The 14,907-nt window shown below is 55.2% G+C and carries 16 protein-coding genes; 5 read left to right on the forward strand and 11 right to left on the reverse strand.

The features are described 5' to 3' along the window. Positions 1-167: 167 nt before the first annotated feature. The 5 genes from OHL23_RS00080 to OHL23_RS28605 all read right to left on the reverse strand — a co-directional run bounded on the left by OHL23_RS00080 (position 168) and on the right by OHL23_RS28605 (position 3,800). Complete coding sequence (locus OHL23_RS00080; protein WP_263349698.1) at positions 168-1,013, reverse strand: hypothetical protein; 846 nt, start codon at positions 1,011-1,013, stop codon at positions 168-170. Then, a complete protein-coding gene (locus tag OHL23_RS00085; RefSeq protein ID WP_263349699.1) occupies positions 1,010-1,732 on the reverse strand; it encodes a nucleotide-binding protein in 723 nt (240 codons plus the stop codon). Before OHL23_RS00085 ends, OHL23_RS00080 begins: the two co-directional genes overlap by 4 nt. After that, positions 1,729-2,106 (reverse strand): hypothetical protein, encoded by a 378-nt coding sequence (locus OHL23_RS00090; protein ID WP_263349700.1) that lies wholly within the window; start codon positions 2,104-2,106, stop codon positions 1,729-1,731. Before OHL23_RS00090 ends, OHL23_RS00085 begins: the two co-directional genes overlap by 4 nt. 245 nt (positions 2,107-2,351) lie before the next feature. Then, positions 2,352-3,509 carry a tyrosine-type recombinase/integrase gene (locus OHL23_RS00095; RefSeq protein ID WP_263349701.1) on the reverse strand — a complete coding sequence of 386 codons (1,158 nt, stop codon included), beginning with the start codon at positions 3,507-3,509 and terminating at the stop codon, positions 2,352-2,354. A 66-nt stretch (positions 3,510-3,575) separates the two neighbouring features. Beyond that, on the reverse strand, positions 3,576-3,800 hold the full coding sequence (locus OHL23_RS28605) for a helix-turn-helix domain-containing protein (protein WP_396127244.1): 225 nt from the start codon (positions 3,798-3,800) through the stop codon (positions 3,576-3,578). A 69-nt stretch (positions 3,801-3,869) separates the two neighbouring features. On the opposite strand from OHL23_RS28605, the gene OHL23_RS00100 reads away from it, so the two are divergent. Then, positions 3,870-4,022: a hypothetical protein gene (locus OHL23_RS00100; RefSeq protein ID WP_263349702.1), complete on the forward strand. Its 153-nt coding sequence runs from the start codon at positions 3,870-3,872 to the stop codon at positions 4,020-4,022. Positions 4,023-4,279: 257 nt separating this feature from the next. Here OHL23_RS00100 and OHL23_RS00105 read toward each other — a convergent pair whose 3' ends face one another. Next, positions 4,280-5,335, reverse strand: coding sequence for a PDDEXK nuclease domain-containing protein (locus OHL23_RS00105; RefSeq protein WP_263349703.1), 1,056 nt, complete (start codon positions 5,333-5,335; stop codon positions 4,280-4,282). Positions 5,336-5,716: 381 nt separating this feature from the next. Here OHL23_RS00105 and OHL23_RS00110 point away from each other — a divergent pair, with 381 nt between their 5' ends. Both OHL23_RS00110 and OHL23_RS00115 read left to right on the forward strand, forming a co-directional pair. Continuing rightward, positions 5,717-8,212, forward strand: coding sequence for a CHAT domain-containing protein (locus OHL23_RS00110; RefSeq protein WP_263349704.1), 2,496 nt, complete (start codon positions 5,717-5,719; stop codon positions 8,210-8,212). Beyond that, entirely contained in the window at positions 8,209-9,498 is a 1,290-nt protein-coding gene (locus OHL23_RS00115; protein ID WP_263349705.1) for a S41 family peptidase, read from the forward strand. The genes OHL23_RS00110 and OHL23_RS00115 overlap by 4 nt, the downstream gene beginning before the upstream one ends. A gap of 362 nt (positions 9,499-9,860) precedes the next feature. On the opposite strand, the gene OHL23_RS00120 is transcribed toward OHL23_RS00115, so the two are convergent. From OHL23_RS00120 to OHL23_RS00135, 4 genes are all read right to left on the reverse strand, one after another. Then, a complete protein-coding gene (locus tag OHL23_RS00120; protein ID WP_263349706.1) occupies positions 9,861-10,517 on the reverse strand; it encodes a trimeric intracellular cation channel family protein in 657 nt (218 codons plus the stop codon). Continuing rightward, positions 10,514-11,782: a M20 family metallopeptidase gene (locus tag OHL23_RS00125; RefSeq protein ID WP_263349707.1), complete on the reverse strand. Its 1,269-nt coding sequence runs from the start codon at positions 11,780-11,782 to the stop codon at positions 10,514-10,516. The genes OHL23_RS00120 and OHL23_RS00125 overlap by 4 nt, the downstream gene beginning before the upstream one ends. A 223-nt stretch (positions 11,783-12,005) precedes the next feature. Then, a complete protein-coding gene (locus OHL23_RS00130; protein ID WP_263349708.1) occupies positions 12,006-12,707 on the reverse strand; it encodes a hypothetical protein in 702 nt (233 codons plus the stop codon). Then, positions 12,698-13,267 carry a sigma-70 RNA polymerase sigma factor region 4 domain-containing protein gene (locus OHL23_RS00135; RefSeq protein ID WP_263349709.1) on the reverse strand — a complete coding sequence of 190 codons (570 nt, stop codon included), beginning with the start codon at positions 13,265-13,267 and terminating at the stop codon, positions 12,698-12,700. The genes OHL23_RS00130 and OHL23_RS00135 overlap by 10 nt, the downstream gene beginning before the upstream one ends. A 244-nt stretch (positions 13,268-13,511) precedes the next feature. Here OHL23_RS00135 and OHL23_RS28610 point away from each other — a divergent pair, with 244 nt between their 5' ends. Next, on the forward strand, positions 13,512-13,967 hold the full coding sequence (locus OHL23_RS28610; protein ID WP_396127309.1) for a winged helix-turn-helix transcriptional regulator: 456 nt from the start codon (positions 13,512-13,514) through the stop codon (positions 13,965-13,967). A gap of 48 nt (positions 13,968-14,015) precedes the next feature. On the opposite strand, the gene OHL23_RS00140 is transcribed toward OHL23_RS28610, so the two are convergent. Beyond that, entirely contained in the window at positions 14,016-14,234 is a 219-nt protein-coding gene (locus tag OHL23_RS00140; protein ID WP_263349710.1) for a hypothetical protein, read from the reverse strand. A 108-nt stretch (positions 14,235-14,342) separates the two neighbouring features. Here OHL23_RS00140 and OHL23_RS28615 point away from each other — a divergent pair, with 108 nt between their 5' ends. Then, positions 14,343-14,837: a universal stress protein gene (locus OHL23_RS28615; protein WP_396127245.1), complete on the forward strand. Its 495-nt coding sequence runs from the start codon at positions 14,343-14,345 to the stop codon at positions 14,835-14,837. Positions 14,838-14,907: the final 70 nt, after the last annotated feature.

Below are 14,907 nucleotides of genomic sequence, written 5' to 3' on the forward strand. Positions count from 1 at the left end.
AATGATCCCCAACGATTCTAAAGCGGCGCTGTCTAACGTCTTTCGTATCAATCTGGTCTGCTGATTATAAGCCACTTAGGTCCATTGGTAGGGGGCCCTGAAAAGGCTGGCGTCGTGCTTTCTTGCATGAGTAGATTTCCCATGATAGCTAAGAGGCGTTGCAATTTTTATGGTCCAACCGATCTCAAAGATCCTGATTTAGTCGGCGGATTCAGTTTTCCATGATTGCTGACCGATGGATTTTTCGATTTAGGGACGGCATCAACCTGCGCAGCTACTGGTGGAGAAACAGATGCGTCACTGGACTGTGTATCTCGCCAGCTTTGGATACCTGCTCCGCATACCAAGCCAACGACCAAAGTCGCAGCGCAAATCATGGGAATCCAGGTGCGAAGAATGTCGTGTCTCACTTCAAGCAACAGGTCATCGATCTTCTTCGCCCATCTCTCAAGCGAATGGCCAAAGAGTCGGTTGGCGGACTCAACCTGCGCTAGCACCCCGTAGCGGTGGTCGCAGAGTTTATCGATGGCTGCCGACAGAATCTCCTGCGCTCCAACCATCATTTCCGTGCTCGCCTGAAGGGCTTCGGCTGTCTTCGGAAGACCCGTTTGCAAAAATTGCTGGCGGAGGCTTTCGCCGAGAAACCTGGCTAGCTCGGAGGGGTTGAGGGAACGTTCGACTTCTTTAGGCAGCAAAGCTATCCGTGCCTCCAAGCCATTTCGATGTGTGAGCATCTTTTCCTGAGTCTCCTGTGCGCAATGCTCGTAGTGCGCGAGCACCTTCTCCATACGCTCTCGCTCTTCCGCCATTGCCAACGGCGTTCCGCGCGTCAAGAGTGCAAGCACGCCCATCGCTTCCAGAATGCGCAACATCTCATCGTCCGGGCTGAGTTCACGAGTGTGAGCCAGCACGCGATAATAAGCAGCCTGCAGATCAACTGGGACAAGTCGGGCGAGTGAATCGAATAAGGTTGGCTCACTCGCCTCGGGTACGAAAGCCGGAGTCATGCTCATGGGAGAAAGACCTCCCGCGCGCGGTCGAATTCGGAAAAGAGTCGCCGCCGGTAACTTTGCGCACGCATGACAAGTGACGCACGCTTGAGTTCATCGACATGCACCTTCCGATCGGCTACATGACCCAGTTGCACACCATGCTGGCGAAGAGGATTCTCGAGTTCCGCTAGCCTAAACTCCATCCCGAGAATGGCCGGACAAAAGGCTTCGCGGAACCGCTGTGCTTGTTCGGTTGACTTCCAGTAGGTGAAGTCCGCCAGAGCACTCGTCGCATTCTCGACAACGACATAGGAGACCCGATCCTGCAAGCGACTGGCCCAGGCTAAGATGCTTTCCACGCTGGCCGGATCCGGGGTTACCACCCCCACCGCGGTGAACGCGACGCCAGCAGCGGCAATGTCCTCATACATCGAATCAAACCAATCAGCGGCCACTTGGCCCGCTCCCGCACCCATGTCGGCAAGGATGATCGGCGCGCCACCTTCGAGGTGATCGACGAAGGCATCGAGGCCCGCCGGCGTATGTATGTTGACTTTGGTGACGGAGCCATTAAAGAAATGCTTCAGGGATCCGCGAGCCTTGTTCTCCGTATCGAGATCAAGCAGTGTGACCGGAATCTCGTTCGCTTCAAACCACTCCGCCAAAGCAAGCATGAAGCCGGTCTTTCCAACTCCACCTTTGCCACCCATCGTGAAAACAACCCGCTTGCTGGCGGTCATCGTTCCCCTCCCTGCCCAGTGAGCTTGAGCGGCTCATTTTCCTGGAAGACAAAGCGCGTTTTCGGATTGGGCTCCGAACCCTTGGCCCGCAGTGCTGCAATCGAGTCGAACGCAACCGCGGGAGCGGAGGTAGCTATGGCGGGTGGCAGCTCAAACTGTTCGCGTTTGCGATGCTTGGCCCGAACCTTCACAAAGGAGTGCAAGGTGCTGGGTGCGACATACAGTCCCAACCGTTCATGGAAGAGCCGAGCAACTTCGCGATAGGTGCGCCCCTTGCGGCGCAGCTCTCGGATCAGTTCACGGTGGGGCTCAAGCTTCGAGCGGGGTGGCTTTTGCGCCAATGAGGCGAGGATCGTTTCGTGCGTCGGTTCCATGGTTCGTGGCTCCCGAGCACCACGCAGCATTGTTCCAATAGACGTCCGATAAGCGGCTCCGAGGGTGCCTGAAAGTGGCCTGGTGCGCTATCCGTGCCGCCTGTTTTCAATCACTTACCAGGCAGCCAGCCACTTTCACGGCGATAACACGGGTTCAAATCCCGTCGGGGACGCCAACAAATTAAACGACTTACAAGCAATTCCCCATTTTTATCACCGTCCGATAACGTCCAATAAGACGCCGGTCACTTTGGACTCTCACTTTCCTGTCCAAAAACCAGCCTTGCCACTTTGCTCTGCGCGCTGCGATTGATGTCCGTCACCGCTTGAGCATAGAGATTCAATGTCACGCTGCTGTTGGCGTGCCGCATCAATTCTTGCACCGTCTTCACATCCTCCCCGTGCGACTTGAGAATCGTCGCGTAGGAGTGGCGGAACGTGTGCCAACCGACCTTACCGGTAATCTCGGCCGCTTTGAGTGCCGGTCGAACGTACACGCGGAAAAGCGAGAAGGACCAGTACGGAAGCTGTCCCTTGCTCGCCGGACTGGCGAATAGCCAGTCGTCGTCCATCGGGTAAGGAGACTGCCTGCGCCACATCAGCAGAGCTCCGGCCAGCTCAGGATCGAGCGGGACGGGCTTTTGTGATGCTTCTGTCTTGCAAGGGCCAACGCGTTGAAGCGCGATCGAACGAGTGACGTTCAGTTCGAGTTTCTCGAAATTCACGTCCGACCATTTCAAAGCGAGCAACTCGCTGATGCGCAGCCCGGTGAGAATGTCTAGGAGCACGGCTGTCTTGCCCGGCTCCTTGAGGTATTCAAGCAGCGACTTGAGCTGCTCAATGTTCAACACGACAGGGATTCTCTGACGCTTGGCGCTTTGGCGCACTTGCGTAATGGGATTCCTATCGTGCCACTCCCAACGGACAGCGTGATTGAAAATTGCGTGCATCAGATTTCGAATTTTTGCCTTACTGCCATTTGCCAGAGGAAGAGATCGAAGCCACTCCTCAACGGCAACAGCCTTTACGTCCTTTAGACGATACGAAGCCCATCGTGGAAGTACCCACAGATTCAGGTAGCCCTCGTTCGTCCGAATCGTAGCGAACGTCTTTCCCGCGCCCTCGCACATCTCCTTTTCGCGGTAGTGCTGCGTCAGCGTGCTGAAGCTAATCGCGTCAATTTGTGTTCGTGGGGTTTCTGCGTTGATGTTTACCCTAAGAGCTGCAACCGCTTTCTGTGCAGCGGCCTCAGTCGGGTACTCTTGAAGAGACCCGATTAAGGAGCTGCGACGCCTGCGTGTACCGTCAAGTTGTGTTTCGTACCAACGGTACTCCCAAGCTCGATCGCCAGCCGCGCGCTCGTAGAGCCTCAATGAACCTTGCTGAAAACGAATCCGCTTCATGATGAATCTCCTGAAAGCGGAAACGGATGGCCCACTTCTAGCGTAGTCCATCCTGCCTCACGCCGACTAGCTAGCCATCTGTGAATTGAGCCATTCTTCAATGGTGGATTTTCGGAACCGCCAGAGCCTTCCGCATTTCACCGCCGGGATCAAACCCTTACGAGCCCAGCGGTGAAGACTCTTCTCTGATACCCTGCACTGGACTGCAACCTCATGGCTGTCATACAGGGGTTCAATATCAATCGCGCGTTCCGTTGTCGATCTTGTCGGTATCAAACTTCTCTTAGGCATACGGAACCTCACACTGGTGCTGTCGTGAGCCTGATTGATCCGAGTTGAACAGTCCAATACATCTTCCCTATGGTTCCATTCCCGGTAGTTACCGACGCGATCGCCGCGAAAGTCAAGCAGGAATTCGCAGCGAAGGACAAGGCGAAGGCTGCGAAGAAGGCCACGCCGAAGCCGCCAGCCAAGCAACAGGCAAAGACGGCGAAGAAGTCCACAGCGGCCTAATCCTCAATCAAAGGGAAACACTTGCGCGGGGCCTGCAAACACAGGCTCCGCATTTTTTGCGCCCGCCTGCCCGTCTTCCCACCCTTGTTCGATGCTCCTGCACGGGGCAGGAGCGCCCGTCTTGACCCACCCGACGGGCAAGGCCATCCTGACCCAAGGATGGCTTATCTTTTCCATGCACTTTCATAAAGCTCGAAGATTGAGAGCCATAGCTTGAGCGGTCTTCTCCCCTAATAGTCCAACAGCTTGTTGGACTATTAGGGGAGAAGCTTCTTCGGCCTTTTTGTCTTGCTCCTTTTGAGTTCTGCTTCCAGTTCTTTAATGGTAGGGAGATTCCCGCGCAGGTTTGTGGGTAGGCTTGTGGTCAGGCGATAAGCCGATACACCGATGGGTCTAGTCGCCTCACGAAGCGCGTATTCGGCGATGACCGCATTCTTTGATTTACACAGAATGATACCGATGCTGGGTTGGTCGTCCTTATGACGTAGAAGATCGTCGATTGCCGCCAAATAGAAATTCATTTTGCCAGCGTACTCAGGCTTGAACGGTCCCATCTTCAGGTCGATCACGACAAAGCAGCGCAGTCTAATGTGGTAGAAGAGGAGGTCTAGTTTGAAATCTTCTCCGCCCAACTCAAGTGGATATTGGCTGCCCACAAAGGCGAAACCGACGCCGAGTTCAAGGAGGAATTTGCGCAGGTGGTCCAGTAGGCCCGCTTCCAGTTCTTTCTCTCTCGCATCCTCAGTGAGAGTAAGAAAGTCGAAGTTGTATGGGTCCTTCAACGTTTGCTGTGCGAGTTCGGACTGCGGCGCTGGTAGGGTGGCTTGGAAGTTGGTCTGTGCTTTGCCTTGCCTGCGGTAAAGACCGCTCTCTATCTGATGGACAAGTACATTTCGGCTCCAGCCGTGCTCAATTGCACGACGAATGTACCACTGGCGCTCCACGGGCGTTTTCACGAGATCCAGAATGCGGAGGTTGTGTCCCCAGGGGATTTGTCCAACAACCTGTTGGACAAATAGCTCCTCCGGCCACGCTTCTGCCAATGCTCTCATGTAGAGCAGATTTGTTCTCGAAAAACCACTCATTCCCGGAAATTCGCGATGCAAATCAGCCGCAAGGTGTTCAACCACCTTTGCGCCCCACCCCGCCTCGCGTTGACGATAGAGGATTTCGCGGCCAATTTGCCAGTAAAGCAGAACGAGTTCACGGTTTACAGCGAAGACTGCTTTCACTTGAGCAGTTCGAATCCGCTGCTTCAAATTCTGGAGGAACTCGTCGTAGCCATCCGGCCGTGTGAGAAGGGAATGGGTCATCAATCCAATGGCTTCATCCTAGCATTCGGCACGATCCGCGATCCATTTCCTCCACAGTGCAGGAGCGTTCTCAGAGGCGAGGATCGACTTCAAATCTGCGACGCACCGGGTGTCGCTAACGAAGGAAGTGAAATTCAAAACGAGCTTGAAAAGAAGAGAACAAGCAAACCGTTGCCTGGCGTCAGGACCGAGGGATTGATCTGATTCTCGGATTCTGGCAATATTATCAATTAAGTAGCGGGTTGCTATGCGGATCGTCTCCCCTCCCTTCGCATCGCTTCCGGTTTGCTGTTGGCCGTCCTGTTGGGTGTCGTTGGGTGCCAAGTCCTCCGCTGGAGGAATCCTGCCTCTCCAGAGGCGCTCCTTGAGCGAGCCGACGAGATGTCGTGGCTAAATAGCTGGATAGGGGCGGAACCTCTCTACAAACAAGCTGAGGTTCAATTCATACAAAAACATCAGCTCTCGAAGGCACTCTACGCGCGTGTCAGCGAAATGCCGGCACACAGCGAATCGTCAACGAGTGTCCCAGCCCAAATTGCGCAGCTGATACATGACCTGGCGCTCCCAGAGGCTCAGGAACCTGAGACTCGACTTCGTATTCTGACAATCCTCGGGATGCTCGAAGTGAATTACGACTCGGGAATGGCGCAGAAGACCTGGACTGAGGTGGAGACTTTGGCACTCCGCCAACACCACTACTTGCTCGCATCCAGAGCATCCGGCGAACAGGGAATAGCAGCATTCTTACTTGGCGATATTGCAACCGCAAAAAAGAAAGTCGTTAGAGCCTGGATGATCGCAAAGGCCGCCGATCCTGGCGCCCATATCCGATACGCCAGCATGTACGGCACTGGCCTAGTCGAGCTGCACAAATACAAGGAGGCGCTTGGGCCGCTTGATGAGGCAATCAAGGTCGCCGCGAAGACCCGCGGCGCAGCGTATCCGACGATTGCTACCGCGGCCAAAATCGAAGCTCTTAGCGGTCTCGGAGAGAACAAAGAAGCGCTGGCATTGGCTGAAGAGGACTTGCGTCGAGTGAGCGATTATCATCTTGCCGGTCACCTCTACGAGCTTTACCAGGCCAGGGCCGGCGTCTACGAGAGGATGGGCCATTGGGAACAAGCAGTCTCCGACTATGAGCAGGCCGTTCACTATGCAAAACAGCTTTCATACTGGCGCGGCTTGACGCAGGTGGACGGTCTGTTGGCGCTGGCATACCTGCATGAAGCGGCTTTGCAGCCTGCGTTGACGGCGATAAACGATGCCATCGCAGCCAACGAACAAATTCCTGATGAGCTGTATTTCGTCCCCAGGGATCTCGCAATCAAAGCGCAGATAATGGCTCGCCTCGGCGACAACAAATCAGCAAACACTTTCTATGAAAAGAGCGAAGATATGCTGGACGCTCTGCTCAGCAGAGTGCCGACGCCGACCGTGGAACGCCTGCTCCTTGCCGATCTGAGCAAAGTTTACTCCGGGTACTTTGAATTCTTATCCGACGAAGGAAAGACATCGGACGCGTTCCGTGTGATCGAGCGAGCCCGCGGACGCGTTGAGGCACAATCCTTATCGCATCATGAGATCGTCACGCCACACGACTCTAATCCTGCCGAGCAGCAATTATCGAGATTGAACCTGGACTTGCTCAATACCGACGATTCGGCGGCCAGAGAGCGCATTCTTGATTCCATCTATGAGACAGAGCTACAGCTCGATTCAGATTCGGTAGCACGAAACAAACCTCCAGAGCCGATAAACCTTGGCCAGCTCCAGCGTGAACTCCTTCCATCGGAGCTTTTCGTTGAATACGTCTTGGACAACCCTCATTCCTACGCGCTCGCGCTCACGAATACGACTGTCCACCGATACACATTGCCGTCGAAGGACGCATTGGAGCAAGGAGCATCAGCCTACCGCACTGAGATTCTGCAACAGAAGACGGATTTGTCTCTGGCGCAGCAACTGTTCAACGAGCTCCTGGGAAGTATCCCTGAATTCAATGAAAAGAAGGCTTTGATCGTTGTGCCGGATGGAAATCTTCACCTCCTTCCTTTCTCTGCGCTGGCAGAGAAGGGCCGATACATTTTGAGCTCGCATCTGGTATCCGTGGTCCCGTCTGGAACTGTGCTTCACATTCTGGAGAATCGCATGCAGAATCAAAAAGAAAATCTACCCTATGTTGGAGTGGCTGCCTGGACTACCAATTCGCCTCCACACACATTGCTTTCGTCCGTTCGCCGCGCTATCTCCGGGCCTGAGAGGCGAGAGCTTGTTGCGCTACCGGAGAGCCGTCATGAAGTCGAGACGATTGCCGCAGATTTACCCAAACCAAGCGCCATTCTCCTGGGGGACAAGGCGACTAAGACCAACTTCGAGCAACTTCCGCTGGGCCAGACCAGCGTCATCCACCTGGCTCTTCATGGATATGTCGATCCAGAAATCCCAGATCGCTCCGCCCTCGTATTCGCTCCTCAACAGCAAGTAACAGATGATGGCCTGCTCCAGATTCGAGACATCAGGAATCTTCATCTCAATGCGAGTCTCGTCACGCTCTCTGCCTGCAACACGGGTGTGGGACCAGTTGGCGAAGAAGGTGTGGCAAACATCGTCAATGCGTTCATCGAGGCAGGATCTCAGAGCGTGGTATCAACCCTTTGGGAACTCGAAGACCACGCTACCGCTCACTTCATGACGGTCTTCTATGACCACCTCGGTCGCCACGAAGAAAAGGCAGAGGCTCTTCGGCAAGCGCAACTCGAAATGCTGAATTCAGGAGATCCGCCGTTCTACTGGGCAGGCTTTGTGCTCGACGGCGACTCCCGCGGCAACCTCTTCCAATCGCCAGAAAGCAATCTCCCTTTCAGGAGTTCGAGATGACCACGGATCATTCCAATCAGGCGACACCCCCACAGCTTTCCGCTCGCGATCGCCACGCTATTCTCGAAAAGGTGTTGGCTATTCTGGAGAAGCGATTTTATCGGCCGGAAAAGCTGGATGACGATTGGCGGGCCGCTGTGAACCGCCACCGGCCATTGATTGAAGCCGCCGACACGGCGGACGCCTTTGAACAATGCATGAGCGACCTGCTGGCCGAGTTGCATGTCTCGCATCTGGGCTTCTTTCACGGCAGCGCCCGCAGAGCTTCCAGCCGCGCTGCGTTAAGCGCAACGTACCTCGCCGACGAAACACCCTTCGGAAAGCGATGGATATTTCAAGATGTTCACTCGGGCGGCGCGGCATCCAACGCGGGAATCGAGCCTGGAGACATTCTTCTCAGCGTGGATGGCCGGGAGATCGCACCGCCCGAGCATCCGGTCTTCGCTATGGGAAAGCAAACTGGACTGGAGATTATCGGTAAAGACGATCAAATTCGCCTTGTTGCGGTCGATGTGGCGCGGCCCAAGGGGAAGAAGCTCCATTTTGTTGAGCCGACGCTGGTGGAGGTGCGCCATCTGGAAAACGGACTGGGCTATTTGAAGGTTGCGATGTTCCCTGGAATGGTCGGAGTCGAGGTGGCGAACGAAATCACGCGTGCCATCGAGAAGTTGGGGAAAATGGACAGTCTCATCATCGACCTCCGTGGGAACACTGGAGGAGGGATCGGCGCACTTCGTATCATGAGCCTGCTCACGCCCGACAGAGTTCCAGTAGGGTTTGCACTCGACAGAAATCGTGTTACGCCAAATCTGGATTCAGAGAAGCAACAATTTCGACGATTCCATGCAATCCCCGCTTCCAAGAAGGCGCTCTGGCCGCTTGCCTTGAAGTTTGCGCCAGCAATGCTAACCAATAAACCAGTCGTACTTGAAACAGAGGGGCTGGGCCGAAGAGATTTCCACGGAAACGTAATTCTCCTTGTGGATCGCCACACAGCGAGCGCCGCAGAAATGATCGTCGCGTTTGCGCGAGAGAACAACCTCGCCAGGATCGTCGGCGAGAACACCGCTGGCAGACTTCTTTCTGCCACCTCGGTAAAGGTTGGCCAAGGATTCCGCCTGGCGTTACCCACCGGGGCTTATTACACGTGGAGAGGTTCAGTTCTTGAAGGGACGCCTATCGAACCGGACGAACTGGTCGAATTTGATTGGCGAGGATCACGGGGAAACAAGGACAGGCAACTTGAGTATGCCATCGAATCTGTGAGCGCCGGACAAAGTCGTTGACCCGGCTAAATTCGTCGGTCGAGAATTCAAACGAGCGATCTGAGGCGGCCAGCTCCTCTCCAGTGAGCTGGCGTCCCTGGGACGATGCGGCTTCCCAACCGCAAAGAGAGAACTGGCGCACGGCCAGTCTAGGCCTACCGACCAATTCTCGTAGATAAAGATTCGGTAACGGTATTCGTCACCTTTGAGCGGACCAAGGGGGACAGCGATTTTCGTGCAGCGAGAATCCCCGCTATATCGGCGTTTTCCGTTACATACTGCAGGAAGCGAAGGGGTTATACGGATAGGAGGTGCGTGGCGCGATTTGAGACTCCCTCGTTTTCCAGCAGCTTGATCATCGAGTTTGCCACTCTATGTGTCACTTATACATCACCAGCTGCGGCTCTAGCTGTCGGTAGATGCCACCCTCGGAAGATGGCCATAAGTCGGAGGAACAAGCACAGGAATGCGCCCACGATCATGCCTGCGAAAGGCGGCACGTGGAGGGCGTGACCACCTACCACTGCCAGCCCCGCCGATAATGCAGCCACGGCGTACAGGTCGGCTCGAAGCACAGTTGGCGTTTCGTTTACAAGAATGTCGCGAACAATGCCGCCGCCGATACCGCTCAGCATTCCCATCACTGCCGCCATCGCCGGGTTCAGACCCGCGGCCAGGGCCTTCTGAGTCCCCGTCACCGCAAAGAGAGCCAGCCCAGCAGCGTCCAGAAGAAGAATGGGTTTGCGGTTCACGTCGATCCTTGGATACCACCAGAACATGGCCAGACCAGCGGCGAGACAAACAGCGAGATAAGGCCAGTCCTCTATCGCCGCCGGTGGAACCGCCCCGATCAGAAGATCGCGAGTGATGCCCCCCGCATTCCCCGTTGCAAAAGCGAGCACCGTCAAGCCGAACAAATCCAGCTTATTCTTCACACCGGCAGCCGCGCCACTGAGTGCGAACACGAACGTCCCGAGCAGGTCAAGCACCACCAGCGCAGGTCCCGCGAGTTGTCTTCCATGAATCAGCAGTTCATTCACGATGCCAGCCACGCGCCTGCAGCCGTTATGAGTGCTTCTACCCCGGTTTCAAGAGTCGGATGGATCACCGGGGCGAAGTGCGGATTGTGATTCGTGGGCAGTTCGCCGAGCTTGCCTTCGCTCTTCGCTTTGGCATAGGTCTCAGAATCAGTACCGCCGACAAACCAGAAAACAGAGAGCGCACCCCACTCAGCACCGAAAGAGCCGAAGTCCTCGCTGGCGCTGGTGGGCTCTGTGCTCTGCACGCGTTCTGAAGAGAAGTGCTGCCGGAATGCATCTCCCACACGCTTCACCGCCTCGGGATCATTCTTCACCAGGGAATAGCGATCAAGCACTGTAATCTCCGGCTTCTTCGGAGCGCCCGATGCCTCCGCCTCAGCATTCACGATCCTCTCAATGGCGGCCAGTACACGCGAGCGTACTCCCTCGTCAAAAGTGCGGACGTTCAATTTGATTACCGCTTCGTCGGGGATGACATTCTCCTTGGTGCCAGCCTGAAGCGACCCCACCGTGACCACAGCTGCTTCAGTCGGAGCAAGTTCGCGAGACACAATCGTCTGCAAACGAAGCACCGTGGACGCCGACATGACCACCGGATCGATACTGGCCTGCGGCATGGAGCCATGCGCCCCGCGGCCGAACATGCGGATTCGCAGACTGTCTCCCGCAGAGGTCACAACACCGGGCCGCGAACTCAGCACGCCGGCTGAGCCGACCATGACATGTTGCCCAAGCACCACGTCAGGCTTGGGAAAGCGCTTAAACAGCTTGTCGTCGATCATGGCCTGAGCGCCTGCTGCCGTTTCTTCTGCAGGCTGAAAGACAGGCATCAACGTGCCGCTCCAGGCATCACGATGGCGTGAAAGCAGAGTGGCTGCTCCGATCAGCCATGTGACGTGCATGTCATGACCACAGGCATGCATCACCGGAACCGTCTTTCCCTCTGCATCTGTCGCTGTCACGCTGCTCGCGTAGGGCAGCCCAGTGGCTTCCTTCACCGGCAATGCGTCCATATCCGCACGCAGCATGACCGTTGGTCCCTCTCCATTGCGCAGAAGACCAACCACGCCGGTCTTCCCGACTCCCGTGGCGACCTCGTATCCAGCGTTGCGCAAATGTTCTGCTGCGATTCCGGCTGTACGAGTCTCCCGCATGGACAACTCAGGATGGGAGTGGACGTCCTTGTATAGGGACTCCAACTCGGGCAGCAGTTCTCGAAGGTTCGCAAAGAGTTTCGAGGCTTGCTTCTCGCTAACTTCTGGCATGACTGGCACCTCTCATGCTGCAATTCTATGAGACGGGTCGCCGGGGCGCTAACCGCAATGCACTAGATCTGAAATTTAGAGGCCTCTCGTGATCCTATCCGTTTCACCACCCAATCTCACAAGTCCCGCGAAGTCGGCAAGTGTTCGCTGATTTACTTAAATATGATCCGCCTTTGGCGGTGACAGGCCGACGCGCGTATCCATGATGAGGCACGGCGAACTGCTATTTGATCTGGAGAGGGTAGTAGTACGACGCCTGGTCCTGCCCATGAGTTGTTGAGAGAAAATAGGCTCCCGGCTTTGAATTCCGCAAATCGAGATCGATGGATATTTCTTCGCGGTCTCCGTTGCCAGTTGCTGTAGCGATGCTCTGAGCCAGTAGATCACTGCCGGTCTGATCACGAGTGACAGCAACCGCGTATTGGCCTGGTTCGCTGTAGCGAGGAAGAATGATCGTCACCTTCACCAATGAGGCAGGTAAGGCCACGGACTGCAACGGACTCGGCTGGCCGTTCCGAAGTGTTCCGGCGTTCCAAAGATCTACAGTCTGTGGAATTACAGCCATATTGGCAGCTTGATGCGGGGTTTCCAATCCGCGGCGAGACAATACGACGAACGTAGCAACAATCAGACAACAACAAACAGCAGCGGCGGCGAGCACCAGCCTTCGCCGGCGAGCCAGATATTGAGGGCGGAGGGTAAGCAGCCGCTTCATGCAGATGGGACAGTTCGCCGCGTGATCCACTCTCGGGTCTGATAGGTCGATGTGCTTTGAATGTCGCGCAAGGCTGTGGAGGAAAGATTCATCAGGGCAGGGACCAACAGGCGTCGTCTTCCCTTCGAGTACACGTTTCTGATGCTGCTGCGTTACCCACGCGTCAAGGCGATCTTCAGTTCGTGAGAACCAGCGCGATCTTAACGACATTTGGACACTTCTCCAGGTTGAGAGAGATCATGGAGCAGTGACTCCACCTCCCGGAAATATGCCCGCCGAACGGCGGTGTGATCCATTTCGAGGTGGTCGGCGATCTTCCGCCATGAGAGTCCAAGCGCGCGCCATCTCACAATCGATTGGGCGAATGGAGAAAGGCATTCAAAGAGCTCGATTGCGTAGACCCTTTGCTCTGCCTCTGGTTCACCAATATACAACTTCTCCATGTCAATCAAAGAGCCATATTGAATCTCGCGGCTCCATTTTGCAGACTGCTGCTGCGCGCGTCGGCGAATGACACTCTTGAGGCGCAGTACCAATTTCTCTTTTGAGTACTCTGCGTGACGAGAGATATAGCTGGAGGCATTCTCAACGGCGTGGTCCATGATGTCGTTAGCAGCAGCGTGATCGTTGAGATATGTCCAAGCGCAGAGCTTCGCGTACGGCCAGGCTGTATGGGCAGCGGCGTCCAGTCTCTGATCCAAAGCCGGGTTCCCGGTCGAAGAGGCCCAACTCCATGTCAGCTCTTGCCAGATGCGACCGCGTGGTTTCATATGCAAACTTCAGCATTGGGGGGAAAACCACTACATGACCAAAAGTATAGGCCTCAATCGGATGGATTCGGAGGCCCATAAAATATTCTTTCGTACTGCCCCAAAAGCCCTCTGAGGGTGCCTTTAGTAGATGTAGGGATAAATTCGCGAGAGTGTCCCGCAGCAATCAAGATGATCCTTCGACGTTGAGCGGCGGTGAAGCGTGATCGAGATTCTGTCAGAAGGTGATGTCGGCGAGCCGGCGATGAATCGAAGTTTGCATTTATCGAGAGACTTGCCGAAACCTGAGGTAGATGGCACCGGGTACAGACCGGAGCGTATCGAGCTGCCAGAGAGCGGTTTGTGTCACCAAGCCGATAATGAATGGCCAGCCGAACTCACAATCAGTCTCCTCCAGGGGAAGTGGAAGTTGAAAATCCTGTCCCGGCTTCAGCTCGGACCAATGCGGCTGAGTCAGCTGCGCAAATTCTTCCCTGGCGCCTCGAAAAAGATGCTCACCCAACACTTGCGCGAGATGGTGGATGACGGCATCGTAGTTCGGTCCGATCTAAGTGCCCGCCGACGACATGTGGAGTATTCGCTGGAAGCTTCATTAGGCGTTGCGGTACTGCATTTGATTGGCACCCTCGCAGATTGGGGATCGCGACACGCACTCAGACTGTCTCGGCGACACCTAACGCGCGATTGGCCGGAAGAGTAGGCGAGTTCCGAAAATCGGAATACACGGGATTCTGTGGACTCCGCCGGCCTAATCGGACTTCGGCGAGTTGGGTTTGTGAATGCGCCTGTGTTCTGGCGCGGAGTGTGCCGTCGGCTGACGGAAAGTGACGCGGTTCGCAACGTCCCCAAATGGGGCAATGGGGTTCTTCCCTTCGATCAGGGCCGATCCGACATAGCTAAACAGCATGAGCGCAGCGAGGATTCCGAAACCAATAACCACGGGCTTCCACGGAACAAGTATTAGCATGAGTCGACCTCCGGGGGATTGAGAGCGACTTGCGACTCACTAATATTCTATCGCCAAATCTCAATTGAAGTAGCTAAGAGGTCGCCCTCAGTTGTGTAGCCTTAGCCAATGCTCACAGCTACCATCCTGGAAAGATCTACCTCCTCCGTATGGGTCACAGAACAAGTGGAAGATCTCGACAAATCGTCCATAGTGAGGGTTCTACGCGCGGTCCATTTCGAGCGAGATTTGACGCTGGATTTCCAGAACCTAAGAATTCTCGAAAAGGTACGAGCACTCGCTGATGCCTTCCAAGCTAAGGTAACGTTTCTCAACGTCGTAGACAGCCGAGAAGAACTAACAGTGAGACAAACACTTGACCCGCGAATGTCCTCTGGCATTCAGAAATGGTTAATACAAATGCGTCAACAGTTCGGAGATGAAGTGGAATTGCTAAGGCAGGAGGGTGATGTCGTTTCGACCATCGCAGACATTGCCAATCAGCTGAGTGCAGATCTGGTTGTCGTTGGACGCTCGCGACCGGGAAGCGTAGGTATCCCTGTTCAGCTCCGCATCTTGAATATTGATCATGCGGCACGTTGTCCTATCCTGAGCGTCTCGTAGATTCGACTTTCCAGTGTTAAGACCATACTTACGAGAACACCACGGGTTCGTCGCTGATAGCTCTGGCTCG

The sequence above is a fragment of the Acidicapsa acidisoli genome (assembly GCF_025685625.1).
Taxonomy (GTDB): domain Bacteria; phylum Acidobacteriota; class Terriglobia; order Terriglobales; family Acidobacteriaceae; genus Acidicapsa; species Acidicapsa acidisoli.